Origin of the sequence: Acinetobacter sp. YH12126, assembly GCF_013418745.1 — a bacterium.
Classification (GTDB): Bacteria; Pseudomonadota; Gammaproteobacteria; order Pseudomonadales; family Moraxellaceae; genus Acinetobacter; species Acinetobacter amyesii.
Genome location: NZ_VPBM01000011.1, coordinates 12,515 through 37,287 on the forward strand (window position 1 = coordinate 12,515; position 24,773 = coordinate 37,287).

Annotated in this window: 18 protein-coding genes; 13 read left to right on the forward strand and 5 right to left on the reverse strand. The window is 40.3% G+C overall.

The genetic code is table 11. The features are described from left to right. The first annotated feature begins 9 nt into the window (after positions 1 to 9). From FTU62_RS09535 to FTU62_RS09560, 6 genes are all read left to right on the forward strand, one after another. Complete coding sequence (locus FTU62_RS09535; protein WP_180102528.1) at positions 10 to 2,076, forward strand: bifunctional diguanylate cyclase/phosphodiesterase; 2,067 nt, start codon at positions 10 to 12, stop codon at positions 2,074 to 2,076. A 241-nt stretch (positions 2,077 to 2,317) separates the two neighbouring features. After that, entirely contained in the window at positions 2,318 to 3,910 is a 1,593-nt protein-coding gene (locus FTU62_RS09540; RefSeq protein ID WP_180084687.1) for a peptide chain release factor 3, read from the forward strand. 106 nt (positions 3,911 to 4,016) lie between these two features. Next, positions 4,017 to 4,844: a hypothetical protein gene (locus tag FTU62_RS09545; RefSeq protein ID WP_180102529.1), complete on the forward strand. Its 828-nt coding sequence runs from the start codon at positions 4,017 to 4,019 to the stop codon at positions 4,842 to 4,844. Between the two features lie 74 nt (positions 4,845 to 4,918). Continuing rightward, the gene (locus tag FTU62_RS09550) at positions 4,919 to 5,875 is read left to right on the forward strand and encodes an RsiV family protein (protein ID WP_180102530.1); all 957 of its coding nucleotides are present in this window, start codon (positions 4,919 to 4,921) and stop codon (positions 5,873 to 5,875) included. 8 nt (positions 5,876 to 5,883) lie between these two features. Then, complete coding sequence (locus tag FTU62_RS09555; protein ID WP_180102531.1) at positions 5,884 to 6,705, forward strand: TatD family hydrolase; 822 nt, start codon at positions 5,884 to 5,886, stop codon at positions 6,703 to 6,705. 150 nt (positions 6,706 to 6,855) lie between these two features. Beyond that, positions 6,856 to 7,662: an enoyl-ACP reductase gene (locus FTU62_RS09560; RefSeq protein WP_078189642.1), complete on the forward strand. Its 807-nt coding sequence runs from the start codon at positions 6,856 to 6,858 to the stop codon at positions 7,660 to 7,662. A 149-nt stretch (positions 7,663 to 7,811) separates the two neighbouring features. Here FTU62_RS09560 and secB read toward each other — a convergent pair whose 3' ends face one another. From secB to rsgA, 4 genes are all read right to left on the reverse strand, one after another. After that, the gene (gene secB / locus FTU62_RS09565) at positions 7,812 to 8,267 is read right to left on the reverse strand and encodes a protein-export chaperone SecB (protein WP_078189641.1); all 456 of its coding nucleotides are present in this window, start codon (positions 8,265 to 8,267) and stop codon (positions 7,812 to 7,814) included. Between the two features lie 40 nt (positions 8,268 to 8,307). Then, positions 8,308 to 8,562 (reverse strand): glutaredoxin 3, encoded by a 255-nt coding sequence (gene grxC / locus FTU62_RS09570; RefSeq protein WP_078189640.1) that lies wholly within the window; start codon positions 8,560 to 8,562, stop codon positions 8,308 to 8,310. A gap of 20 nt (positions 8,563 to 8,582) precedes the next feature. Further along, positions 8,583 to 8,990, reverse strand: coding sequence for a rhodanese-like domain-containing protein (locus FTU62_RS09575; RefSeq protein WP_078189639.1), 408 nt, complete (start codon positions 8,988 to 8,990; stop codon positions 8,583 to 8,585). 93 nt (positions 8,991 to 9,083) lie between these two features. Continuing rightward, positions 9,084 to 10,142: a ribosome small subunit-dependent GTPase A gene (rsgA, locus tag FTU62_RS09580; RefSeq protein ID WP_180102532.1), complete on the reverse strand. Its 1,059-nt coding sequence runs from the start codon at positions 10,140 to 10,142 to the stop codon at positions 9,084 to 9,086. Positions 10,143 to 10,267: 125 nt separating this feature from the next. Here rsgA and orn point away from each other — a divergent pair, with 125 nt between their 5' ends. Further along, on the forward strand, positions 10,268 to 10,825 hold the full coding sequence (gene orn / locus FTU62_RS09585) for an oligoribonuclease (RefSeq protein WP_067763591.1): 558 nt from the start codon (positions 10,268 to 10,270) through the stop codon (positions 10,823 to 10,825). A 55-nt stretch (positions 10,826 to 10,880) separates the two neighbouring features. On the opposite strand, the gene FTU62_RS09590 is transcribed toward orn, so the two are convergent. After that, positions 10,881 to 11,321, reverse strand: coding sequence for a GNAT family N-acetyltransferase (locus FTU62_RS09590; RefSeq protein WP_180102533.1), 441 nt, complete (start codon positions 11,319 to 11,321; stop codon positions 10,881 to 10,883). A gap of 199 nt (positions 11,322 to 11,520) precedes the next feature. On the opposite strand from FTU62_RS09590, the gene FTU62_RS09595 reads away from it, so the two are divergent. From FTU62_RS09595 to FTU62_RS09620, 6 genes are all read left to right on the forward strand, one after another. Beyond that, a complete protein-coding gene (locus tag FTU62_RS09595; protein ID WP_180102534.1) occupies positions 11,521 to 12,291 on the forward strand; it encodes a ThiF family adenylyltransferase in 771 nt (256 codons plus the stop codon). A gap of 115 nt (positions 12,292 to 12,406) precedes the next feature. After that, a complete protein-coding gene (locus tag FTU62_RS09600; protein ID WP_180102535.1) occupies positions 12,407 to 14,221 on the forward strand; it encodes a tetratricopeptide repeat protein in 1,815 nt (604 codons plus the stop codon). A gap of 236 nt (positions 14,222 to 14,457) precedes the next feature. Further along, entirely contained in the window at positions 14,458 to 17,874 is a 3,417-nt protein-coding gene (locus FTU62_RS09605; RefSeq protein ID WP_180102536.1) for a type VI secretion system Vgr family protein, read from the forward strand. Positions 17,875 to 17,939: 65 nt separating this feature from the next. Then, on the forward strand, positions 17,940 to 22,832 hold the full coding sequence (locus FTU62_RS09610) for an RHS repeat-associated core domain-containing protein (protein WP_180102537.1): 4,893 nt from the start codon (positions 17,940 to 17,942) through the stop codon (positions 22,830 to 22,832). Positions 22,833 to 22,850: 18 nt separating this feature from the next. Beyond that, positions 22,851 to 23,129 (forward strand): hypothetical protein, encoded by a 279-nt coding sequence (locus FTU62_RS09615; RefSeq protein ID WP_180036263.1) that lies wholly within the window; start codon positions 22,851 to 22,853, stop codon positions 23,127 to 23,129. Between the two features lie 531 nt (positions 23,130 to 23,660). Then, a complete protein-coding gene (locus FTU62_RS09620) occupies positions 23,661 to 24,593 on the forward strand; it encodes an IS5 family transposase (RefSeq protein WP_180050115.1) in 933 nt (310 codons plus the stop codon). The last annotated feature ends 180 nt before the right edge of the window (positions 24,594 to 24,773 follow it).

The window sequence follows — 24,773 nt, forward strand, 5'->3', positions numbered from 1 at the left end:
ACGCTTGATATGACCCATATTCATTATGATTACAATCTGGTCGTTGGTTCAATCGTAGTTGCATTATTAAGTTGTTACTTAGCTGTTTCACTCGAACAAATGTTGTTCCGTGGAACACGACCAAGATATGAAAATGTCATTTTATTATTCAGCGGTGCAATTTTAGGTGCTGCGATTTGGTGCATGCATTTTGTAGGCATGATGGCCAGCCATTTGCCTTCAAATCATAGTTTTGATACCAGTCTTACTCTGACATCCTATTTTATTGCCTTTGTCGCGTCCACTTTTGCCGTGTGGTTAACCACACGACTGACGCTACCATTTCCTCGTTTAATTTTAGGCTCAGTTTTAATGGGGCTAGGCATTTCCGGCATGCATTATACTGGTATGCTGAGTTTGGCCGTTCAGGACTACGAACAACGTTATGAGCCCTTAATTGTTATCTGTTCAATTTTGGTCGCGATCTGTGGTTCAGGTTTAGCATTTTGGCTGACATTTAAAAATAAGTATTCGTCTAAACGTAACATCATGAATGCCTTTGTTGCGGTCATGCTGACTTTTAGCATTGTCGCTATGCATTATATTGGTATGGCGGCTGTTGATTTTGTACCGCTAAACTCGATGGATGTATTGGTTGCGGCTCAAATTAACCATAATTTATTGCTATTTATTGTCTTATTTGTCACCAGTTTATTGTTGATGGCGGCCTTTAGCGTTGCAGTACTTGAGCAACGTTTAGAACATCGCAGTTTGCAGTTGATGCGCGCAAATCGAGAACTAGCCAATCAAGCTGTACAGGACAATTTAACCCGTTTACCTAATCGACTATTTTTGGCTGAATATGCACATTTTCTATTTACAGAGCATCGCTTAAGACAAGATAAAATTGCTTTTATTTATATTGATATCGACCGTTTTAAAGCGGTCAATGATGTGTTTGGACACCATGTGGGTGATCAACTACTGATTCAAATTGCTACGCGTATTCACCGCTTAATTGATGATCAAGCCAAATTGCTGCGAATTGGTGGCGATGAGTTTCTGATTGTGCTTGAATCGGCAAGCAATGACTCTGCCACAGCAATGTCTGAAAAAATATTGGAATTGATGCAAGAAAGCTTCCTAATTGCAGGTAAGGAAATCAATATTTCAGGCAGCATTGGTATCGCGATGTACCCTGAACATGGTGCGAACTTACAAGACCTACTGATCAATGCAGACACCGCAATGCTGAGTTCGAAGTATCAGGGGCGTAATACCTATTCATTTTTTAATTATACTGCCGACCAATTTGAAGAAAAAAGTCAGACGAAACTGATCAATGATTTATATAAAGCGGTAGAAGAACAGCAATTTATTTTATTTTATCAGCCAAAATTTAATGCCGTTGATCGTGAAATTTGTGGGGTTGAGGCCTTAATTCGTTGGAATCATCCAACTCTAGGTATGCTGACGCCAAATAAGTTCATTAATGGCGCGGAAAAAACTGGACTGATTATTGCCATGGGCTATTGGGCGCTTGAAGAAGCCTGTAAGCAAATTCAGCACTGGGAAAAGCTGAATATGCCGTTGTATCCTATTGCGGTCAATTTATCAGCGATTCAGTTTGAACATAAACACTTATTTAGTACTTTAGAGTCACTTTTTGCACGGTATGAAATTAACCCGTCACATTTAATTATTGAAATTACCGAGTCAACTGCGATGCATCATATCGATGCCAGTATTGTAACTTTTGAACATTTGAGAAAGATCGGAATTAAAGTTGCGATTGATGACTTTGGTACGGGACATTCAAGTTTCTTGTATTTAAAAGAACTGCCTGTAGATGAGCTGAAAATTGACCGTGAGTTTATCCGCAATTTGAGCGTCGGTTCTAAAGAAGAAATTATTTTAGAAAGTATTATTCACTTGGCAATTCGACTGGGTTTAACGGTCACTGCAGAAGGTGTAGAGACAGAACAACAAGCAGAAATTTTAAAACGTTTAGGTTGCCAACAGTTGCAGGGATATTTGTTAGGAATGCCGATGCCAGTGGCACAGCTTGAAGAAAGCATGAAAATGAAAGTTGAATAAAGTCATTTGTAGTCTGATCGCATTGCCAATGAGTGAGAAAAAAAGACAGAGAAATGCTTTATATCGTCGATAAAAACAGGTCATCATCCAATGTAAAACATCAAGACACACCACGCTAAGATTTTGACTCAACCCGATGTGGTTGATTATTTTTAATGGTCAATCTGATACAATATCGCCAATTTTCCATATTGATCAGATCTGATCTTTTGCACTGCGAGTTTTGCAGTAGGTGTCTTTCATGAGTTTTAAAGAAGAATTAGCGACACAGGTCGCTCAGCGACGTACTTTCGCTATTATTTCCCACCCCGATGCCGGTAAAACCACAATGACAGAAAAACTGTTGTTATGGGGACAGGCGATTCAGGTTGCAGGTATGGTAAAAAGCCGTAAATCTGATCGTGCGGCAACGTCTGACTGGATGGAAATGGAAAAAGAACGTGGTATTTCGATCACCACTTCTGTTATGCAGTTCCCGTTTAAAGACAAGATGATTAACTTGCTCGACACCCCAGGGCATGAAGACTTTTCTGAAGATACCTACCGTACATTAACCGCTGTTGACTCTGCGCTTATGGTGATTGATGGTGCAAAAGGTGTCGAAGACCGTACGATCAAATTGATGGAAGTGTGTCGTATGCGCGACACGCCGATTATTTCATTCGTCAACAAAATGGACCGTGAAATTCGTGAGCCATTAGAACTGCTTGATGAAATCGAAAACGTTTTAAAAATTAAATGTGTTCCGATTACTTGGCCACTGGGCACAGGTCGTGACTTTGCTGGTGTATTTAACCTACTCGAAGAAAAATTCTACGTTTATAAGGCAGGTTTCGGTTCAACTATTACGGATATTGAAGTCCGTGATGGCTATGACTATGCAGATTTGCGTGAAAAAGTCGGCGAACTCGCTTGGGCTGCATTTGAAGAGTCGTTGGAATTGGTTCAAATGGCCAACGAGCCCTTAGATCGTGATGAATTTTTGGCAGGTCGCCAAACGCCAGTCTTGTTTGGAACGGCACTCGGTAACTTTGGTGTGGACCATGTGTTGGATGCATTTAGTCAATATGCACCTGAACCTAAAGCACATCCGACGCAAGACCGTAAAGTTGAAGCGACTGAAGAAGGCTTCACAGGTTTCGTCTTTAAAATTCAAGCCAATATGGATCCAAAACACCGTGACCGTATTGCATTCATGCGTATCTGTTCAGGTAAGTATGAAAAAGGCTTGAAAATGAAACATGTGCGTCTAGGTAAAGATGTGCGTATTAGTGATGCTTTAACGTTCCTTGCTGGTGACCGTCAGCACCTTGAAGAAGCATGGCCGGGCGACATTATCGGTTTGCATAACCATGGTACGATTCAGATCGGCGATACTTTCACTTCGGGTGAAGATTTACATTTTACCGGTATTCCTCACTTCGCCCCTGAAATGTTCCGTCGCGTGCGTTTAAAAGATCCTTTGAAGTCAAAACAGCTACAAAAAGGCTTAAAAGAACTTTCAGAAGAAGGGGCGACTCAGGTCTTTATGCCGCAAAACAGTAATGACTTAATCGTGGGTGCTGTGGGTGTGCTTCAGTTTGAAGTTGTGGCTTATCGTCTGAAAGAAGAATACAAAGTTGATTGTATTTACGAGCCTGTAAGTATCAATACCGTACGTTGGGTATCGTGTGATGACGAGAAAAAATTCAACGAATTTAAGAAAAAAGCACACGACCAATTGTCTGTCGATGGCGGTGGTCATTTAACTTATCTTGCACCAAGTCGTGTGAATTTACAGTTAATGCAAGAACGTTATCCGGATATTGTGTTCAGTAATACACGTGAACACTAAGTTGTTCTTTTACAGAAATAAAACAGCTTCTTCGTGAAGCTGTTTTATTTTGTGGTAGAGTTTTTAAATCCATACATTACGCAATCATTTGGTCGTTTAGGACATCATGAAAAAATTCAAGGATGCTACAGTTTTTGCACTTTTGGGGAGTGTTTTGCTGCTCAGTGCATGTGATTCAGGAAAAGAAAACAAAGCGACAAAGCTGGCCGATGATGGCGCTTCTGAAGTGACTGTGATCAATCCAGATGTTTTGCCTTATTTAAATATCCAAGAGCAAGCCGCAAAAATCGCCAAACCGTTTTGTGAAAATAAAAGTTGTATTGATTTAGAGATACAAACCATTCAGACCGTAGATACGTGGTTGAATGGTTGGATTGAAAAAAATCAGGCCAGCGTCGTACAAGATCAGATTGCATTAAAGCAAAATATGAATCTCCAACAAGCCGTCGATGCGTATGTGAAAAAATCAGATGCTTGGCAGGCAGAGTTTAAAACCAATAAAGCCTATGAATTGGCCATGTACACACGAGTTCCATATCAACGGAATCAATATGTGTTGCTGCAAATCGGTGTTGATACCAAACAGGAAAATATCACGGTCAAAGAGCGTTATTATTTTTTTGTGGCAGACCGCCGTGCGAAAAAGAATCTTAAACCTTTAGATGTTATTGAAGCAAAGCAACAGCAAAATATGGATGCTATTGTGCAACAAGCCTATAGCAAATGGTTAGATGAACAAGAGGTGGATGTCAAAAAATCGGCACCGAAAAAACTCTATTGGGGCCAAGCAGATTGGTTCTTTGATCAAGAAGGTGTTGGTTTGCATTATCGTACAGATGAAATTGTCAAAGATAGTAAACAACTGGATATTTATCTCAGCAAAGCGCAAACACAACAAGTATTGAAAGCTGACGTTTATCAGCATATGTTCTAATCAACGAAAGTATTTAATTTGATAAGATATTTACCAAAATAAATATCAATTATTCAAAATGAAAGGTTGAAGCAATGGTGCAAAAAAATAAAATTTGGGCAAGCTCAATATTGGCAGTTTCTGTTGCATTCACGGCGTGTCAGCCACAACAAGCTGAACCTGAACAAAAGCCAGATCAAGCAAAAACTGAACAGCCAGATTTGAGTGCAAAACTGATTGGTGATGCGGAAAAATTACAACTGAATTTACCTGAATGTGATGGCGGGGTCTGTCCTGAAATTTCAGTTGAACGCTTAAACAGTAATCAAGCCTTTATTGATGAATTTATTGATGCGGAAATTCTAAAACAGTTAGGTGAAATTCTATCTGTATCGCCTTTAGAAGATAAAACGCTGAGTACTGATGCTCCCGCTGCAAGTGAAGTTCCTGCAGCGTCTGAAGCAAAATCTGCTTTGGCAAAGGTTGAAACGCCCAAATTAAAATTGGAAAAAGCCACGCAGCCTTACATGCAAGCGTTCTTAAATTTAGATAAAGAATTGAAATCTTTAAGTGCCAATCAGCAAATCAGTTTGATGATTAAACCTAAAATATTAAATGCTGAAAAACCCTTGGCAACAGTGGTTTTAAATACCAGTTCATATTTAGGTGGAGCTCATGGTTCTTCTGCACAGCAATATTATAACTTCGATTTAAGCACTCAAAAATTGGTGCAGCTCAACGACATATTATTGCCAAATCAACGTGCTGAGCTTGAAAAGCGGGGCTATGAAGTATTTAAAACTTGGGTGAAAGATGCCAAGTTGGCAGACAATATTCAAGAATACGAACAGATTTGGAAATTTAAACTGTCTGATAATTTTTATCTAAGTCAGCAAGGTTTAATTTTGCAATATGCTGAATATGAAATTGGGCCGTATGTGGTGGGTTTACCACGTTTGACCATTCCGTATGATCAATTGCAAAGTGTATTGAAAAAGCAATATCTACCTCCAGTTGAAGCTGTTGAAGCCTCAGCCGCAAAAGCAAATTAATCAGTGCAATGACTTACTCACTGTTTGATACGCATACGCATTTTGATGTTCCCGATTTTGACGCTGATCGGGAACAGTTGGCGTATGCTGCCAAACAGGCGGGTGTCGATGCGTTAGTATTGATTGGTTTTGTACAGTCACGTTTTCAAGATTTGCTGCATACTCAAGAGTTTTTAGATCGTTTATCCAATGCTCCCAAAAGCTATTTAGCTCCCGGCTTACATCCGTTTTATATTGAGCAACATCGTACAGAACATTTGCTCGATGTGGAGCAGATGCTAAAGCAGCATGATTGTCTTGCTGTCGGTGAAATAGGTTTAGATACCTTTTTGAAACAGCATAAACAGCCCGAACTTTTTCAAAAGCAGCAGCAGTATTTTTCCGCACAACTTGAATTAGCACAGCAGTTTGATAAACCGATATTGCTGCATATTCGCAAATCCCATGCGGAGGTGCTTTCGATGTTGAAAAAGCATCAATTTAAGCTCGGTGGTATTGCACATGCATTTAGTGGTGGTGTTGAAGAAGCGAAGGCATTTACCAAGCTAGGTTTTAAAATTGGTGTAACAGGGCAAATCACCAATCCCAATGCAAAAAAATTACATCAAGTGGTTCAGACTTTGGGTTTAGATCATTTGGTCTTAGAAACCGACTGTCCCGATATGACACCCTTATGTTGTCAGCATTCGACGGAAGGGCGTACCCGTAATACGCCAGTCAATTTGCCCTATGTATTGCAGGGGCTAGCTCAGAGCTTAAACCGTACTGAGTCTGAGATTGCACAGATCTTATGGAAAAATTCATTACAGGCATTGCATCTGGACGCTTAAGCGGCAACAAATATGACGCCGCTTGATTGAATCTGATTTTATTTGCATCGTGCATGCAATGATGGTTTTCTAAAAAAAGGCGCATTATGCAATTTCTAAAATGCTTTAGACTTGGCATTATGCTGTTAAATTATTTTGAGTGAGTTTCACATGGCACAAGGACTATTGGCTGGCAAACGCTTTTTAATCGCGGGTATTGCAAGTAAGTTATCAATCGCATTTGGTATTGCGCAAGCTTTACATCGCGAAGGTGCAGAACTGGCTTTTACTTATCCAAACGAAAAATTAAAAAAACGTGTAGATGATTTTGCTGAACAATTTGGTTCAACTTTAGTTTTCCCATGTGATGTAGCAGTGGACGCTGAAATTGATACCGCTTTTGCTGAACTTGCTAAACATTGGGATGGTCTAGATGGTGTTGTGCATTCAATTGGTTTTGCACCGGCACATACTTTAGATGGCGATTTCACTGATATTACCGACCGTGAAGGTTTTAAAATTGCTCACGACATCAGCGCATATAGTTTTATTGCGATGGCTCGTGCGGCAAAACCTTTATTGGCTGCACGTCAAGGTTGCTTATTGACGCTGACTTACCAAGGTTCTGAACGCGTAATGCCAAACTATAACGTTATGGGTATGGCAAAAGCGTCACTAGAAGCAGGCGTACGTTATTTGGCAACAAGTCTTGGCGCTGAAGGTATTCGTGTAAATGCGATTTCAGCAGGTCCGATTCGTACCTTAGCGGCTTCAGGGATTAAATCTTTCCGTAAAATGTTAGATCTAAATGAAAAAGTCGCACCGCTTAAACGCAATGTCACCATTGAAGATGTCGGTAATGCAGCATTGTTCCTTTGCTCACCTTGGGCAAATGGTATCACAGGTGAAATTCTGTATGTTGATGCTGGCTTTAATACTGTAGGTATGAGCGCTGATCTAATGGCAGATGCTGAGTAATTTGCTCCTCCCTTTTTAAAAGGGAGGGTGGGAGGGATTTTGTTAAGTAGAAGTAAATCCCCCTCATTCCCCCTTTTAGTAAAGGGGGAAGCTAAAAGGCAATAAAAAAGACCGCAAAAGCGGTCTTTTTTAGATTTGAAGATAAGCGATTAAGCTTGGCCTTCAGCAGCAGTTTGCGCACGTTGCAAATTCGCTTCGAATTCAGCATCGAAGTTAATTGGTGTAAGCAATAATTGTGGGAAGCTGCCTTTAGTAACCATATCGTTCACAGCTTCACGTAGGAATGGGAACAAGATATTTGGGCAGTAAGCACCAAGAATGTAAGGAAGACGTTCTTCTTCAACGCTATCGATTAGGAAGATACCTGCTTGAGTAACGTCAACGATAAATGCAGTGTCACCCGCATTGTTCGCTTGAACGACAACTTTCAGTGAAACTTCGAAGTGTGTTGGATCAACTTTTTCTGCAGAAGAAGAAAGGTTGATATTTAGTTCAGGCTGCCATTCTTTAGTAAATACTTGAGCCCCAGGTACTTCGAAAGAAATATCTTTAGTATAAATACGCTCTAATGCCAATTGTGGTTGAGCTTGTTGTTCTTCACTCATTGTTTATTCCTTAATATGAGGTGACGATTTATGTTTAAAATTAAGATAGCATGCCGTCGAGTTTGCCTTCACGCTCTAAAGCATAAAGTTGGTCAAAACCGCCAATAAACTGATCATTAATAAAAATTTGAGGAACGGTACGGTGGTTGGTGCGTTGCATCAATTCAACACGTACTTCAGGCGCTTCATTTGATAAATTAATTTCTTTATAAGCCACGCCTTTACGCTCTAGGAGCTGTTTTGCACGAATGCAGTAAGGACATACAGTTGTTGAATAAATCGTAACTTCAGCCATGTTAATCTCCTAAGAAGCGCTTATTTGCTTTTAACTAGAGGTAAGCCTTGAGCTTTCCAGTTGCTAATGCCGCCGTCTAAACGGTATGCATCTGCATGACCGACTTGTTGCAATGCAGAACCTGCCACTTGACCAAGGTTACATACAAAAACCAACGGGCGATCAGAAGTTTTTAACTCTTCAATGTGTTTTGTAATTTGGCTATATGGAATATTACGGCTACCGCTAATATGACCTTCGCGGAAGTCTTTCGCATCACGTAAATCAATCAATTGAGCATTTTTAGCTTTAACTAAAATCCCTAAAGATTGAGGTGAAATTTTGCGACCATTACGCTGGCCTTCAAGAATAAAGAACAGCACGACTAATACAGCCAGCGTTCCAAATAAGAAGGGGTGATTCCCCATAAATTCGAACCAACGTTCCACAATTCACCTAACTACAATTTTAAATTGCCAAGAGTATAGCCCATAAATATGGTGATCAAAATCACCCCTTCAAGGGCATGAACAGAATAAAAATTAATTTTTTTGCTGCGCTTCCGTGATTTCGTCGATCAGACGTAAATAACTGTCTAATCGGCGCGGCAAAATTTCGCCATTTTGAGCCGCCATTCTAAGCGCACATTGCTTTTCATGTTTATGCGTACAGTTACGGAACTGACAATAACCCAAATGTGATTCGATCTCAGGGAAACCTTGCTGAACTTTTTCCAATTCTAGGTGCCATAAACCAAATTCACGGATTCCTGGTGAATCAATCAATGCAGAACCTTCACCAAACGCAATTAAGCGCGTAGAGGTGGTGGTGTGCTGACCGAGCGCGGAGTTTTCCGAAATAATATTGGTTTTTTGCGCAGCATCCGGAACAATGGCATTAATTAAAGTACTTTTACCAACCCCAGACTGACCTACAAATGCGACAGTTTCACCAGAAAGTCGAGCAGAAAGTGCGCTTAAGTCACCATCAGATTGGGTTTGCATGACCTCATAGCCCAAGTCACGATATTCTTGTAATAGCGTTAAGATCGGATCGTTGTCTTTAAGCAAGTCGGATTTATTTAAGACCAATAATGCTGGAATATCGGCATCTGCACAGGCCACTAAATAGCGGTCAATCAGACCTGGTGCTGGCTCAGGAAGTGGTGCAAATACAATCACAATCAGGCTGACATTGGCTGCGACAGGTTTCACTTTGTGATAACGGTCAGGGCGTGTCAGTAAAGATTGGCGTGGATGAATCGCGGTAATAATCCCTAAACCTGTGATCGGGTCAGCTTGCCATTTGACACAGTCACCCGTCACCAATAATTCGAGATTGGTACGGGTATGGCAGCGCCAAACACTGCCTAATTCGATGGGTTTCCAATGGGGTTCAGGTTCACCTGCTTGCACAATGGGTTTTTCAGGATGTTGATCGGGTGTAGACAGCGCTTGAACTTCAAGTTGACGACCATAATGTTGGACGACCAAGCCTTCCAAATCTGCAGAAGTATCGATTTCTTCCTGACGAGATTTATGTTGCTTCTGAATGCGACGTTGCTGCTGTTCAGTCAGTCGGCGCTTACGAATTAAAGCCATTCATATCCTAAAAAACCATGAAAACTAGATGGCAAAAATAGCATGAAAGCAGGGTCTATTTACAGCGCAAGCCCAATAAATTTGCTACTATGTTCATTTTTACAGCCTAATAAGATTGCACATTTATGAGCAGCACACCTGATACACGCCTGATTTGGATTGACCTTGAAATGACAGGTCTAGATACAGATAACGACCAGATTATTGAAGTTGCAACAATTGTGACGGATGATAATTTAAATATTCTGGCGGAAGGGCCTGTGCTTGCGGTACATCAGTCTGACCGTGTGCTCAATGCAATGGATGAATGGAATACTCGCCAACATGGTCAATCAGGCCTGATCGAACGTGTACGTCGTAGTAAATTGACAGCACAAGATGCTGAACAGCAAACTTTAGAATTTTTGAAAAAATGGGTGAATCCAAAATCATCACCAATGTGTGGTAACTCAATTTGCCAAGATCGTCGTTTCTTGCATCGTTTAATGCCTGAAATGGAACAATACTTCCACTACCGTAATCTCGATGTATCATCAGTGAAAGAATTGGCGAAACGCTGGCGCCCAGAGATCATGGGTGGCTTGAAAAAGAATGCTTCACATTTAGCGATGGATGATATCCGTGACTCGATTGCAGAGCTTAAATACTACCGTGAATATTTCTTTATTATGAATAAAGACTAAGGTTGTAAGATCGAAAAAGAGGCGAAAGCCTCTTTTTTTATCTGAGATATTTTCTCTATCGTTGATAGATGTTGGCTTGATGAATCTCGAGAAAACTTGCAGGTTGAGCCAAATCAGTGAAGCCAAATTGACGATATAGACCATGTGCATCCGCCGTTGCAAGTAACATGCGTCTGAGATCTGCGGAGCCACATTTTTCAAATAAAGTACTCACAATTAATTTTGAATAGCCTTTGCCTCGATGCTCATCGGCGACATAAATATCGGCTAAATAAGCAAAAGTTGCATAATCCGTAATAGCACGACCAAAACCGATGAGTTCATCATCGAGAAGTAGAGCCACGGCCAAAGAGTTTTCAATCGCTTTTTTCACCAAATTTTTCGGAATATCTTTTGACCAATAGGTATGGCTTAAAAAGCGATGCACGGTGTCTAAATCCATTTCATTTTTGTCATCGGTAATTTTTAAATTATTTAGCAGAGGATGGATGTCCATGGCAATACACACTTAAGTTTTAGATTTATGGTTATACTTTTTAAAGCAGACCTCCGTTCACTGTAAATGTTTATTTTGATGGATTTAGACCTGATGCGAATGCCGCTCTGTTGCGCTGTCTGCTGAATTGCGTTTTATCAAAGAAAATAAGTAGCGAATTTGCTAAAATGGCGGCTGATTTAACACAGCTTCCAAACCTATGACTGAACTGCTCCAAGATGATGAATATGACCGCCGTTTTGCTGGCGTAGCCAAAATATATAGTGATGAAAGTTTTCATCATTATGAAAAAAGTCATGTCATGGTGATTGGGATTGGTGGTGTAGGCTCATGGGCGGTCGAAGCTTTAGCGCGTACTGGTATTGGTGAGCTGACCTTGGTCGATATGGATGTCGTTGCTGCATCGAATATTAATCGACAATTGCCTGCCATGAGCACGACACTGGGACATGAAAAAATTGAAGTGATGGCAGAGCGCTGCCGTGCGATTAATCCCCGAATCAAAATAAATTTGATTGATGATTATCTCACACCCGAAAATGTCAAAGAAATTTTGGCAGGTGCTCCTGACCTAATTCTAGATTGTATTGATGATGTGAAGGCCAAATTTGCCTTAATGCTACATTGCCGTTTTAATAAAATTCCGTTGATCGTTTCCGGTGGAGCAGGGGGTAAACTTGATCCGCTGAAAATCCGAGTCGCAGATTTATCAAGAACAGAGCAAGACCCAATGTTAGCTAAATTGCGGACACAATTACGCGGCAAAGGCATTTGTAAAAAGCCGAAAGAAAAGTTTGGGATTACCTGTGTTTATTCGATTGATAATCCATTTTCCAGTGCTGATGTTTGTCCAAGTGCAGGCTTACGTTGTGGTGGATATGGTTCAGCAGTAGTCGTGACGTCCAGCTTTGCGATGGTGGCTGTGTCAGAGGTGCTCAAAAAACTTGATGTAAAACGAGCAAAAACATGACAGCTATCTCATTTTGAAAAAAATAAAGCACCGAATTCGGTGCTTTTTTTGTATATAGAATTAAAATCAGACACAATGTTGGAATAATTAAAATATTGATTTTTTTGGGGCGAGTATGTGGTTTTTACTGATACTAATTTTGGGGATGGGAGCACTTGCGTTTTGGATGTGGAAAAGACCCGATCCAGTAAAACGCGATCAGGCTAAAGCGATTGGGCATGACTTGTGGATAGATCAATTAGATGCACAGCTGAAATTTGCAGAACGTTTAATGCTTGATGCACCAACCGACTATGCGCGTGCCTATGAGTTGTATCAAAATTTGGCCAAACAGCATGAAATTCCACAGGCCTATGTCGCTATGGGACAGATGCATTTACAAGGCTTAGGCAGAGAAGTCAGTGTGGAAAATGCGCTGGCTCTATTGGAAAAAGCCAATAGTTTAGGCAGCGATGATGCTGCATATGTGTTGGGACAAGTTGAAGAAGGTATCTATGGCGGTGTACCCAATCTTGAAAAAGCGCAGTATTGGTATCGACATGCGATTTCACGCGGTCATTTGGATGCACAATATCGACTCGCCGAACTAAACCCAGAAGATCAAACACATGCCGAGCAGCAACATTTAGATTTGTTGCAAAAAAATGCGGACAATGGACATGCCAATTCACAGTATCAATTGGCACAGTTCTATTTAAACCAAGCCACGCCAAATATTGCTCTAGGATTGGAATATTTACTGAAAGCTGCTCAACAAGACCATATGGCGGCTATTCAGCAATTGCAGCAATTCTATGCTCAAGGAAAGTATCTTGCACAAAATGATGAAAAGTCATTGCAATATTTAAAGCGAGGATTGCTACTCGGGCACCAGCAGCAGTTGTATGAATATTATCAAGCAGTATTGATGGGTAAAATCGACGTCGATCAGCGTCAGCGGGTTTATCATGATCTTTTGCAGCAGGCCAAAGAGCACAAAGTTGCTGCAGCCAGCCGATTATTAGGTATTGCACATTTTCATGGTTGGTATTTGGAGAAGCAGGAAACTTTAGGTTTTCGCTTTCTGACCGAAGCTGCTCAACTTAAAGATGCTGATGCAATTAGTCTTATTGCAGCGCTGTATTTTGAAAAGTATTTGGTTAGTGATGATCCGCAAAAAGCATTTGAGTTATATCAAACAGCGTATCAATTCAAACCATTATTCATTAACCAAGTCGGTTTGGCCCTATGCTATCTACACGGCGTCGGTGTTGAGCGAAATATCAAGCAAGCGCAGCAACTTTTAGTTGAAGCGGCAAGACACTTAAATGATATGTCCATTACGTGTGTCGCTGATCAAAACTATGTGATTGGACGTTTTTATGCATTGCCAGAGTATCCATTAGCACATCGTGATCACTGTTTGAGTTATCTGGAAAAAGCCGCAGAACAAGGTTCGCAGGATGCTGCTTGGTATCTCTATCGTTTAGCCGTGGACAATATCTTGCCTGATCTCTCATTTGATGATAGTCAAACACAGCGAGCATTGTTGAAGGCGGCGAAATTAGGCCATCCTGATGCACTCACGCAACTAGGTCTAGTTAATTTAAAAGGACAATGGGGAACACAAGATTTCCAACAAGCGTTGCAGTATTTCTCGCAAGCGGCGGGATTAGGAAATGTGACTGCCTTGTACCAGCTTGGTGAAATGTCAGAACATGGTTTGGGTGTGCAGCAAGATTTAACTCAGGCACATAGTTATTATGCACAAGCGGCTCAGGGGATGAATGCTGCGGCGTTAACGCGATTGGGCTATTTATATATTCATGGCATGGGCGTAGAGCGTGATCTTAAAATTGCACAGCAATATTTGGAAAAAGCGGCCTTGCAAGGCTATGTCGAAGCACAAGAGCAATTGGAGAATATTCACGCATTTTTATATACCAATTAATCGCGATGCAAAGCAGTAAGGTGGTATGAAGAGACCTGAAGTTTAGTTTGATGGTCTCTATATTTTTTTAATGCAGAAATAAATAGAGTAAAAATAACATAAAGAATTGATGTAGAAATTTGAATTTTTACTTACATAAAACCCAAAAAAGCAGGCAGATTATGCCTAGAAAAATATGAGTTTTTTTGATTAAATACCCCGCATATTTTATAAAAATCTGATTTTAGATAATAACGATGCTGAACAATATTTATTCTGCACTTGAGAAATTGGGCATTAGTCCACAAAAACGTGCCTTGCATATTCAATTTTCCAATACCACGCTGAATGAACAAGTATTCTTGCAACGTATTGATGGGGAACATGCCTTAAGTGAAGGTTTGAATGTTCAGCTCATCTGTCTCTCAACTTCTGCCACCTTAGAACTCAAACAATTTATTGGTACACAAGTCGCAATCGATCAGGTGACCGATGCTGGGCAACTTTTCCGTATTACCGGGATCATTACTGAAGCATTTCAAGGCCAAAGTGATGGTGCATTAACGCTATATAAGTTGACCTTAGAAGATGCAACGGCATTGTGGCATAAGCGTCGTAATAGCCGTGTGTTTATGAATAAATCGGTCAAAGATGTGGTCGAGATTATTTTTAAGGAATGGCAAAAAAAGAGCCCACTTTTTGCAGCGAGCTTAAGTTTGGACTTAAGTGGCTTAAAAAAAGAGTATGACGTTCGACCATTCATGATGCAAAGTAATGAAACCGACTATGATTTTATTACCCGCTTATTACGCAGTGAAGGCATTCATTGGTTGGTTGATGAAGCTCAATCTTTTGTAACATCGTCTGCGGCACCCATCGCAGCCCAAAAGCTACGTTTGATTGATGATAATAGTCAATATCAAGCTTTGGAGCGACGTAATATCCGTTTTCATCGCAGTAGTGCGACTGAAAAAAATGACAGTATGACCAGTTTTATCGGTCAGCGCAGTCTGCAACCGACGTCGGTGCATGTGCAGCGGTGGCAGGCGGATGTGCTTGAACAGGACGAGGGTGGTGGTGCAGTACAAAGCAAGCACCTACATAGTCAAAATCAAGATAATGCGAGCTTAAGCTTAGAGCAAGCATGGCATGTGAGCCCTGCATGGATGCAAGATCTGAATGGTGAAGATGCTGCAACAGCTTCTAATAGTGCTCAAGTTGAACGTCTCAATCAAAATTTTAGTGATTATTATGCAGCTCAAGCCAAACAATTTATTGCTAAAAGTACCGTGCGTGATACACAAGTTGGTTATTGGTTCAAATTGGATGAGCATCCAGAGATTGACCAGCATCGAGGTGCCGATCAAGAGTTTTTGATTTTATCCAAGTCTTTTTATAACCAAAATAATTTACCCAAAGACTTAACCGATCAAGTTACACAACTGATCCATCAAAGTCAGTGGCAAGTCAAACAAAGCGATGCTGATGAACGCCAAGCCAATACCTTGGCTTTGCAACGTCGAAATATTACGACCGTCCCTGAATTTAATCCGCTTACACATCGACCAGTAACACATCCGCAGCGTGCTAAAGTTGTGGGTCCTGCCGGTGAAGAAATCCATGTTGATGAATGGGGGCGGATAAAAGTCCGTTTTCTGTTTACCCGTTCAGATGATCATGGTCATGATGGCGGTGCAGGTGCGAACAATAATGACACAGACTCGGCTTGGGTCGATGTACTGACCCCTTGGGCCGGCGAAGGCTATGGTGCGCGCTTCTTACCTCGAGTTGGTGAAATAGTTGTCGTTGATTTCTTTGATGGCAACATTGACCGACCTTTTGTCGTGGGTCGTATTCATGAAGCGCAGCGTAGTCCCACTAAATTTGACAATAAAGGACAATTACCAGATACCAAAAAACTTGCGGGAATTCGTTCCAAAGAAGTGGCGGGAGAGGGTTTTGGTCAATTACGCTTTGATGACACCACGGGGCAAATTAGTACCCAGCTGCAAAGTAGTCATGGTGCGAGCCAACTGAACCTCGGTAAGCTCAGTCATCCAAAAGATAAAGCAGAAAGTGAAGATCGGGGTGAAGGTTTTGAGCTGCGGACCGATCAATGGGGGGCAGTACGAGCTGGACAAGGTTTATTGGTGTCGACTTATAAACAGGAAAAGGCCAATGGTGAACATTTAGATGCAGAGATTGCAAGAACACAGCTGGAGACGAGTCATAGTAATAGTAAGTCTTTAAGTGATATTGCAAAACAACAAAAAACAGATGAAATTGAATCTGTTGAACAGCTAAAAGCTTTTGCCAGTGAAATAGAAAAAGATATCGCTAAATTTAAAAAAGCCATTCTTTTACTTAACTCAGTGGATGGTATTGCACTGAGTACACCAGAGGATATTCATTTATCAGCAACAGGCATGATCAACCAAATTGCCGGTGATAGCATTAACCTGAGTACGCAAAAAAATATTGTGGGCCAAGCACTGGGCAAAGTCAGTTTATTTGCAGCACAAGGTGGCATTAAAGCAATAGCAGCACAAAGTAAAATTGAAATTCAAGCACAATCTGATGCTTTAGATATTTTAGCTAAGAGCGGTATCACGATTTCTTCGACGGATGAAAAAATTGAAATCAGTAGTCCGAAAGAAATTGTGATTACAGGTGCATCGTCGCAAATGACTTTAAATGGCTCGGGAATTTTTGCTAAGACAGGCGGTAAATTTGAAGTAAATGCAGGGCAGCATCTATTTAAACCAGCATCGAGTGCTAGCAAGTCTGCACAACTTCCTGCTTCTAATCCGATGAAAGGGGCCTTAGAACTGCTTAAGAGCTATGGTGGTCAAGATTTCTTTAGCGGAACTGGATTTAAAGTGATTGATGCTTTGGGCAAGCAAGTTACAGGAAAATTAGACGGCAATGGCTTTGCTCAAGTAACGGGTATTGCACCAGGACCGGCTAAAGTTGAGTTCGACAAAGATCCTCGAAGTGCTTGGGATTCAGCGAGTCATTTTAAGCGTGACTATCAATGGGCAGAAAACGTTGTACCGGGAGCTTCAGACTTGATTCAGGATGCACTCGGGTCGTTGGGGCAAAATTTAACATCACAGTTAAAAGATAATCTCTTTAATTTAAATGCCGATTCTTTAAAAAATATCGGAAAAAATGCATTAAAAGATCTAGGTGGACAGGCATTAAATCAATTTAAAGACCAAGTCACCAATTCCGCACTATCTGCAATTTCATCGAAACTCAACTTGGGACTTTCTGCTTCACAAATGGCAAGTTTGGGTCAGGGTGCACAAGGCTTATCCAGCGTATTAGGTGGAAGTGGAATGAGTAACGGCATCGTTTCTGGGTCAACTGCTGCCGCAGTTCAGAACTCACAAGCAACCATTGATAAGGATATAGTGGGCCGTAAAATTTCTTATTCCACACGCGCATTGACCTATACAGAAACCATTCGAGAAGGCTCTGCAACGCCTACGAATGTGACAGCTGCACCAGTCGCAGTGCCTAAAGTGCCTGAAATAAAAGTAGCGGAAGCTGCAACAGAAAAAGCGATACCTGTCCTTGCTAGTGATGATGATTGGGTGGACCGGAAACAATATTCAAGTCCTTACCTCACTTACAGTGAAACCACACGACCGAAAAAGAACAATGGTTAGTACTTCATAAGAGCGACAGCAAAACACAATTTTAAATATTTAGAATTTGAGTAATAGGTTTTTACATGACAACTGAGCAAAATGTTCAACAAGAACAACAGACAACAACTAAGCCAGCAGTTGAACTGGCGATTTTTAACTTAGAGAGTGTGACGCATACAGAAGATCATAAGTTTATTGCACATCAAATTGAAAACTATTTAAAGCAATGTGGTAATACCAACTTAGGGCAGTTGAAAAGTCTTGCTAATGTACCAACGGTTGCCAATATTTTTGCATTATCGGGTGCTGTTTTAGATTTGCTATTATTTGCAACTGAACAAGAACAAGGTGATGCGGCAGTGCAAAAAGCAGCATTGCTCAGCATGAACTTGATAGGTTTATATTTAGAGCCTAAAGCCGAAGCGCATGTACGGATGGCGTTACGTCCGCTATTGGGGCTAATGGCGGAAAAGTTATATCCCGAAAATGGCAAAATTCAAGAAGCCGATATTCGCCGTATGAGCTTGCATTTAAATGCACAAATGGCGGGGGATTTAGAAAAGTTTCTTATTGAAACACAAGCTAAATTGCCGGAATTGCTTTCAGGTGCAAATACTTTGGGGTGTGCAATACTCAACACCTTTGCAGCACCGATTAAAAGCGGCTTGGTTTCCCCGACCATTAGTTTCGGGGCAACGGCGGAAAAACGTGATCCAACGGAACAATTTAGTAATTGGACCAAGCCACTGATAGATCTGACCAAGACCAGTGCACTTGCCAATATGCTGCCGAAAATTAGAAAGGCACAAAGCAATACGCCATTACAAAATGAAGCAACAGCAGCTTTAAAGCAGCTCCCCAATGTAATTCAACAACAAGGCAATGCAGGCATAAAATATACGTTGGCGTGGTTAATTCAAGGCACGTTAAAAGCCATAAAAGCACAAGGCAATAAAGCCAATGCCAGTGTGCCGATTCATCAAACCGGTGAGCATGAGCAGCATACAACAGGTGATACCTTGGAGTTTGTTGCTTTACAGGTGGATGCGCTCAATGATTCAACTTGTTCAATTCCAAGTGAGGATGCTACACCTAGTGACTCAGCTACTAATAACAGTATTAGTTATGCGATAGGTGCAGAACGAGTTAATCATACCGATTTCTATTTACCTAAAGTTGGTTTTGCTTTTAGTCGTCAATATAATTCGCAAATGAATGAATTTGATCACAGCATTATGGGGGCACGTTGGATGCTGCCTTTTTCCAATGTGATTTTGCAAAATCAACAGGGCTATCTGTTTATTGATAGCAATGGACGTAAGCATCAGTTGCCTGAGTCAATTGTGTATGAAGCATATATTGTCCCTTATGAGGGCTTTAGTATCGAGCCTTTAGACAATGGAGATTTATTACTCAATTTTGGTTCCGACTGGAATTTTCATTTTCATAGTTTTAATGGCGGAAATCACTATCAACTGATTCAGCAATTCAACGAAAAGACTGATGAAAAAGTTGTACTTGAATATCTTCTATTCGAACAAAGTGCCTATTTGCAGACCATTGATTTTCAGCTCAAACGGGCTAAGCACAAAGTTAAATTTGCTTTTAATGAGCAAGCGAAAATCATTGCAGCCTTTGTAGATGAGCAAGCAGAGCCACTATCGCGTTATCAATACGATACACAAGGTAATTTGATACAAGCGATTGATCAAAATGGGCATGTGCGCAGTTATGAATATAACGAAGCACATCAGCTGACCCGATACACCGACCGTACCGGACGGGGGCAAAATATTCGTTATGAGTCGACTGATGCCAAAGCCAAAGCGATTGCCGAATGGGCGGATGATGGTAGTTTTAAAACCCGTTTGGAGTGGCATCCGAGACTACGTCAAGTTGCTGTGTACGATGCCTATGATGTACCAACCTATTATTATTTCGACTTAGATGGTTTTACTTATCGCACACGCTTAGCCGATGGCCGAGAAAAATGGCTATCACGTGACAGTCAAAAACGCATTACCCGACAGATTGATTTTGCAGGCCTAGAAATCGAACAAGTCTATAATGACCAAGATCAACTGGTTAAAATTGTACAGCCGAATGGTGGCATCATCCGTTTTGCTTATGATGAAGCGGGGAATTTAACCGAAACCAAAGACCCCGAAGGCAATATCTGGAAAAAAGAATATGATGCCGATGGTAATGTGACCAAGGAAATCAATCCACTGGGTCATTCCACGCAGTATAAATATAACAATAACAATCAAATTGTTGAAATTACCGATGCTAAGGGTGGCTCAAAAAAAATCCAATACAATGAGCTTGGACAAATGTTGTCCTATAGCGATTGTTCGGGCAAAGAAAGTGCATGGCAATATGATGAGGAAGGCACACTCATTGCTCAAGCCTCTGCTGATCTGCAGCAAGTGAAATATCTCTATAGCACCCAAGGCAAAGACAAAGGACAACTACAAGCGATCATTTATCCTGATGGTTTAAAAGAACAGTTTGAACATGATGAAGAAGGACGTTTACTAAAGCATACCGATAGCAAAGGTTTAATCACTCAGTATCGTTACAATCAAGTCGGTCTATTAGAACAACGGATTGACGCCAATCGGCATCAAATTGGCTACCAATGGGACAAGCAAGGTCGGATTCAAAAACTCATCAATCAAAACCACGCAGAATATTTATTTGCTTATAACAGCTTTGGGCAATTAACTTTTGAGCAAGCTTTTGATGGTGAAGAAAAACACTACAGCTATGATGATAAGGGGCAATTATTGCAGATTCGCCAACCGAATATCTTGACTCAATTCGGCTATCACCAAGATGGCTCTATTGCCTCAAAAACCTATACTCATTTACAAACAGGACATAGCCAAATTGAAGAATTTGAATACAACCTGAATAACCAACTAAGCCAAGCCAAAAATGCAGTCAGTCAGATCGATTTCTATCGTAATCCGATGGGGCAATTGATACGTGAACATCAGCACTACAAAGTACCAAATTTAAAGCCGCTGACTGCAGTACTGCGTTATGAATATGATGAGTTAGGCAATTTAACTAAAACCATCCGCCCCGATGGACAAGTGCAAACTAATCTCAGCTATGGTTCAGGGCATATCTATGGCATCGCCTTTAACCAACAAGACATGGTGGCGTTCCAGCGCGATGACTTACATCGTGAAACGGCACGGATGTTGGCAAATGGTCTCATTCAAACCAAAAACTACAATGAAGTTGGATTGCTCAGTTCGCAGATCATCCGACCTGAACAAGAAACGCCAAACCAGTTGCAACAAGTAAAATACCAAGCCGAACGCCATTATCAATATGACAATAACTACTTACTGACTCAAGTGGATGATAATCGCTTAGGAAAATTGAATTACCAATATGATCCAATTGGACGCTTAATCAAAAGCCAAAGCCCACAAAAAACTGAGAACTTTGCCTTTGATCCAGCAGGTAACTTGATTGACCCGATTGCAACACAGTCATCACAAGTGAAAAATAACCTGATCACCCAATATCAAGGCAAACACTATAAATACGATGCACAAGGGAATGTTGTTGAAACGACCCAAGCAGGTAAAACTTTAAAGCTGACATGGGATAACTTAAACCGCCTGATTCAAAGTGACCACAATGGTCAAATCACAAGCTATGGTTATGATGTGTTTGGAAGACGTTTATTTAAGATTAACAAACCAGAATACAGCTTAACTTTATTTGGTTGGGATGGTGATTTAATGATCTGGGAGTCGCAACAGTCAAACAAAGATCAAGACAATTCTCAGCATGATAAAAACTACACCAAACATTATGTTTATGAGCCGAATAGCTTTGTACCGCTGCTGCAAACAGGTTACGCAGGGTTTATTAAACTAATTGAAACACCCGACTACTCAAAGTTTAAAACAGAACCTTATTCAATCTATAAAGACCCGATATGGAAAAACGAAACGAGAAAGAACAGAGCTGAATTAGAGCGAGTAGCGTTTTATCACTGCAACCAAGTGGGGACGCCACAAACTTTGAGTAACGAGCTGGGCGAATGTATTTGGGAAATCAAACAAAATACATGGGGTAGTGCTTTAGAGATTAATACTAGTGATAATTTATTAGAGCAAACCAATATCCGTTTCCAAGGTCAATATTATGACCATGAAACTGGATTGCATTATAACCGATATCGTTATTATGAGCCACATAGTGCAAGGTATGTGAGTAAAGATCCGATTGGGTTGTTTGGTGGGTTAAATAATTCAATTTATGTGAGCGATCCGAATCAATGGGTCGATTCGATGGGGTTGATGGCACAAGGGGAAAGGGAAAAAGTTGCTGCGAATAATGCGTTAGTTGAAAAGCATGCAGCTGAAAGATTCGCTCAACAAAAAGCTGCTTGGCAAGTTTCAAAAATAAAAGATGCAAGATCCAAACAACAAAATAGACCAAGTACTGGAATATTGGGTGCATTATTGCCAGGAACTATGTCAAGTGTTGCGAAAAATAAGCAAGATGCAAATGTTTTAAGAAATCAGCAAGGAATGAGAAATGTAGGTACAGTTGGAGCTGCCGCCGCTACTTTACCATATGGAGTTACAGTAATTAGTGGCGGTTTTGGAGCAGGTGCAAAGGCACCAATAATGGGTGCTGTTGGTTCTGCTGCAGTAGACGGTGGTTTTCAAACATTTGATAGTGTTAGATGTAAATGCAATGCCTATAATTATAAGCGAACTCTTGGTGTAGCTGGTGTGGGAGCATTAGCAGGAGGAGTTGGCGCAAATCTTGCAAAAGCAAATGGAGTAGAATATGTTACAGCTATGAATTTCTATAAAAATACTACAAATACTATTGGAAAAAGAATATTTTATGGTCAAACAGCAGTAAAATCTATTACAACAAAGCCTATTAAAGAGAATCCGAGTCTAAAGTTAGATGAACCACAGTACAGTAAATAATAAAGGAAGTACTTTTATATGTTCAATATAATTATTGAAATTGTGTTAGGTACATTTATATCTAATCTGAAAGCAGATAATCATCCCTATTTGTTTTGTTTTATAAAGGGGGTTTTACTGGGGTTGACAGGATTTTTTTTAGCCGTTATTTATAATTATTTTAATGATGATTATATAATGCCTTTTAATGATCTAATGTTTTTCTTTTTAATAACTCAAACGATAGGTATTGTAGTTTCAGTAATTTTTCTTATAATTGAATATTTGTTTCCAGATAAAAAAAACGAAGACTTTTAAAATATTTTAGGTGTAGGTGTTTGAAAAATATGTGTATTAAATTTACCAAAAAAATGTGATTGAAACCAGCCAAATAAGCAGAAACCTTAATCGCTTAATCCAAAGTGATCACAATAGTCAAATCACCATTTATGGTTATGATATATTTGGAAGACGAATATCTGAACAAAGTCAAATAGTTAATCAAAATTAAGTGGAACACAGCCTGACATTATTTGGTTGGGATAGTGATTTGACGATTTTCGAGTCGCAACATTACACTCAAAGCAATAATAAAATACAAGAGAACTTACAGCATACAAGTTACACCAAGCATTATTTTTTGAACCAAATAGTTTTACCATTTTTTCAAACAGGCTATGCAGGTTTTATTAAGTAGATTGAAACCTCAGACTATTCACGTTTCCAAACAGAACCTTATTCAATTTTATAAAGACCCGATATGGAAAACCGAAAAGAGAAAAAACAGAGCTGAATGGCTTTGTTGCACAAAGCTGTTCTTGAGGGCTTTTTCAGCGATATAATTTTCAAATGAAGAAGCCTACATACAAAATCTACCGCACAACCAATTGGCCCGCATATAACCGAGCACTCATGAGTCGCAGAAATATTGCCATTTGGTTTGATTCTGCTACGCAATGGTATGCGCCATCAAAAGGCAAACAAGGGCGAAATCAAACCTACTCCGACGCAGCCATCCAATGCTGCTTAATGATTAAATCCTTATTTCGTCTGTCTTTACGTATGGTTACTGGCTTTGTGCAAAGTCTGATTAAACTTTGCGGATTAAATTGGATAGCTCCAGATTACACCACGCTTTGTAGAAGACAAAAGCATATTGATATTGTAATCAGCTACCAAAAAAGTAGCGATGGGCTGCATCTACTCATAGACTCTACAGGCATGAAGTTTCTAGGTGAGGGCGAATGGAAGCGCAAGAAACATGGACCTGAATATCGTCGCCAATGGCGTAAACTTCATATTGGTATAGATGCTAAAACCCTACAAATACGAGCAGTTCAGCTTACAACCAATAATGTCAGTGATTCACAGGTACTGGAAGATTTACTTGCTCAAATCCCTTTAGATGAACAAATCGATTCTGTCTATACAGATGGTGCTTATGACACAAAACGATGCCGTCAGGTCATTGCAGATCGGCAAGCACATGCGGTGATTCCACCTAGAAAAAATGCGAAACCATGGAAAGATAAAAAGAGTAGCTCGCTAGAGCGAAATGAATTACTTCGAACAGTTACACGTTTAGGCAGGACACTATGGAAAAAATGGTCAGGCTATCATCGGCGAAGTTTGGTTGAAACTAAGATGTACTGCATTAAATTATTAGGAGATAAACTCAGTGCAAGGAGTTTAGATAGCCAAGTGAATGAGATTCATGCACGTGTAGCAGTGCTCAACAGATTTACGGAATTAGGTCGACCACTTACCCAGGTTACGCCTTAAATTTGGCTCAATTAGGGGCGCTTTGCATTTCAAATCTTTGTGCAACAAAGCCATTCGAAATATGAATATGTGGTTGATGAGGCTGGAAGTTTAAAAAGAAACAAAATTATTGACTATGCTCGATCTTTCTTTTTCTTTTATTATCTTATTTCATTATTAGGTAATCTATTTATTCACGTG

Coding starts and splice junctions, on each gene's coding strand:
- FTU62_RS09555 (WP_180102531.1), top strand. CDS start 5,884: ATGACTTACTCACTGTTTGATACGCATACGCATTTTGATGTTCCCGAT.
- FTU62_RS09590 (WP_180102533.1), bottom strand. CDS start 11,321: ATGGACATCCATCCTCTGCTAAATAATTTAAAAATTACCGATGACAAA.
- rsgA (WP_180102532.1), bottom strand. CDS start 10,142: ATGGCTTTAATTCGTAAGCGCCGACTGACTGAACAGCAGCAACGTCGC.
- FTU62_RS09535 (WP_180102528.1), top strand. CDS start 10: ATGACCCATATTCATTATGATTACAATCTGGTCGTTGGTTCAATCGTA.
- FTU62_RS09560 (WP_078189642.1), top strand. CDS start 6,856: ATGGCACAAGGACTATTGGCTGGCAAACGCTTTTTAATCGCGGGTATT.
- FTU62_RS09620 (WP_180050115.1), top strand. CDS start 23,661: ATGAAGAAGCCTACATACAAAATCTACCGCACAACCAATTGGCCCGCA.
- FTU62_RS09615 (WP_180036263.1), top strand. CDS start 22,851: ATGTTCAATATAATTATTGAAATTGTGTTAGGTACATTTATATCTAAT.
- grxC (WP_078189640.1), bottom strand. CDS start 8,562: ATGGCTGAAGTTACGATTTATTCAACAACTGTATGTCCTTACTGCATT.
- orn (WP_067763591.1), top strand. CDS start 10,268: ATGAGCAGCACACCTGATACACGCCTGATTTGGATTGACCTTGAAATG.
- FTU62_RS09595 (WP_180102534.1), top strand. CDS start 11,521: ATGACTGAACTGCTCCAAGATGATGAATATGACCGCCGTTTTGCTGGC.
- FTU62_RS09610 (WP_180102537.1), top strand. CDS start 17,940: ATGACAACTGAGCAAAATGTTCAACAAGAACAACAGACAACAACTAAG.
- FTU62_RS09545 (WP_180102529.1), top strand. CDS start 4,017: ATGAAAAAATTCAAGGATGCTACAGTTTTTGCACTTTTGGGGAGTGTT.
- FTU62_RS09550 (WP_180102530.1), top strand. CDS start 4,919: ATGGTGCAAAAAAATAAAATTTGGGCAAGCTCAATATTGGCAGTTTCT.
- FTU62_RS09600 (WP_180102535.1), top strand. CDS start 12,407: ATGTGGTTTTTACTGATACTAATTTTGGGGATGGGAGCACTTGCGTTT.
- secB (WP_078189641.1), bottom strand. CDS start 8,267: ATGAGTGAAGAACAACAAGCTCAACCACAATTGGCATTAGAGCGTATT.
- FTU62_RS09540 (WP_180084687.1), top strand. CDS start 2,318: ATGAGTTTTAAAGAAGAATTAGCGACACAGGTCGCTCAGCGACGTACT.
- FTU62_RS09605 (WP_180102536.1), top strand. CDS start 14,458: ATGCTGAACAATATTTATTCTGCACTTGAGAAATTGGGCATTAGTCCA.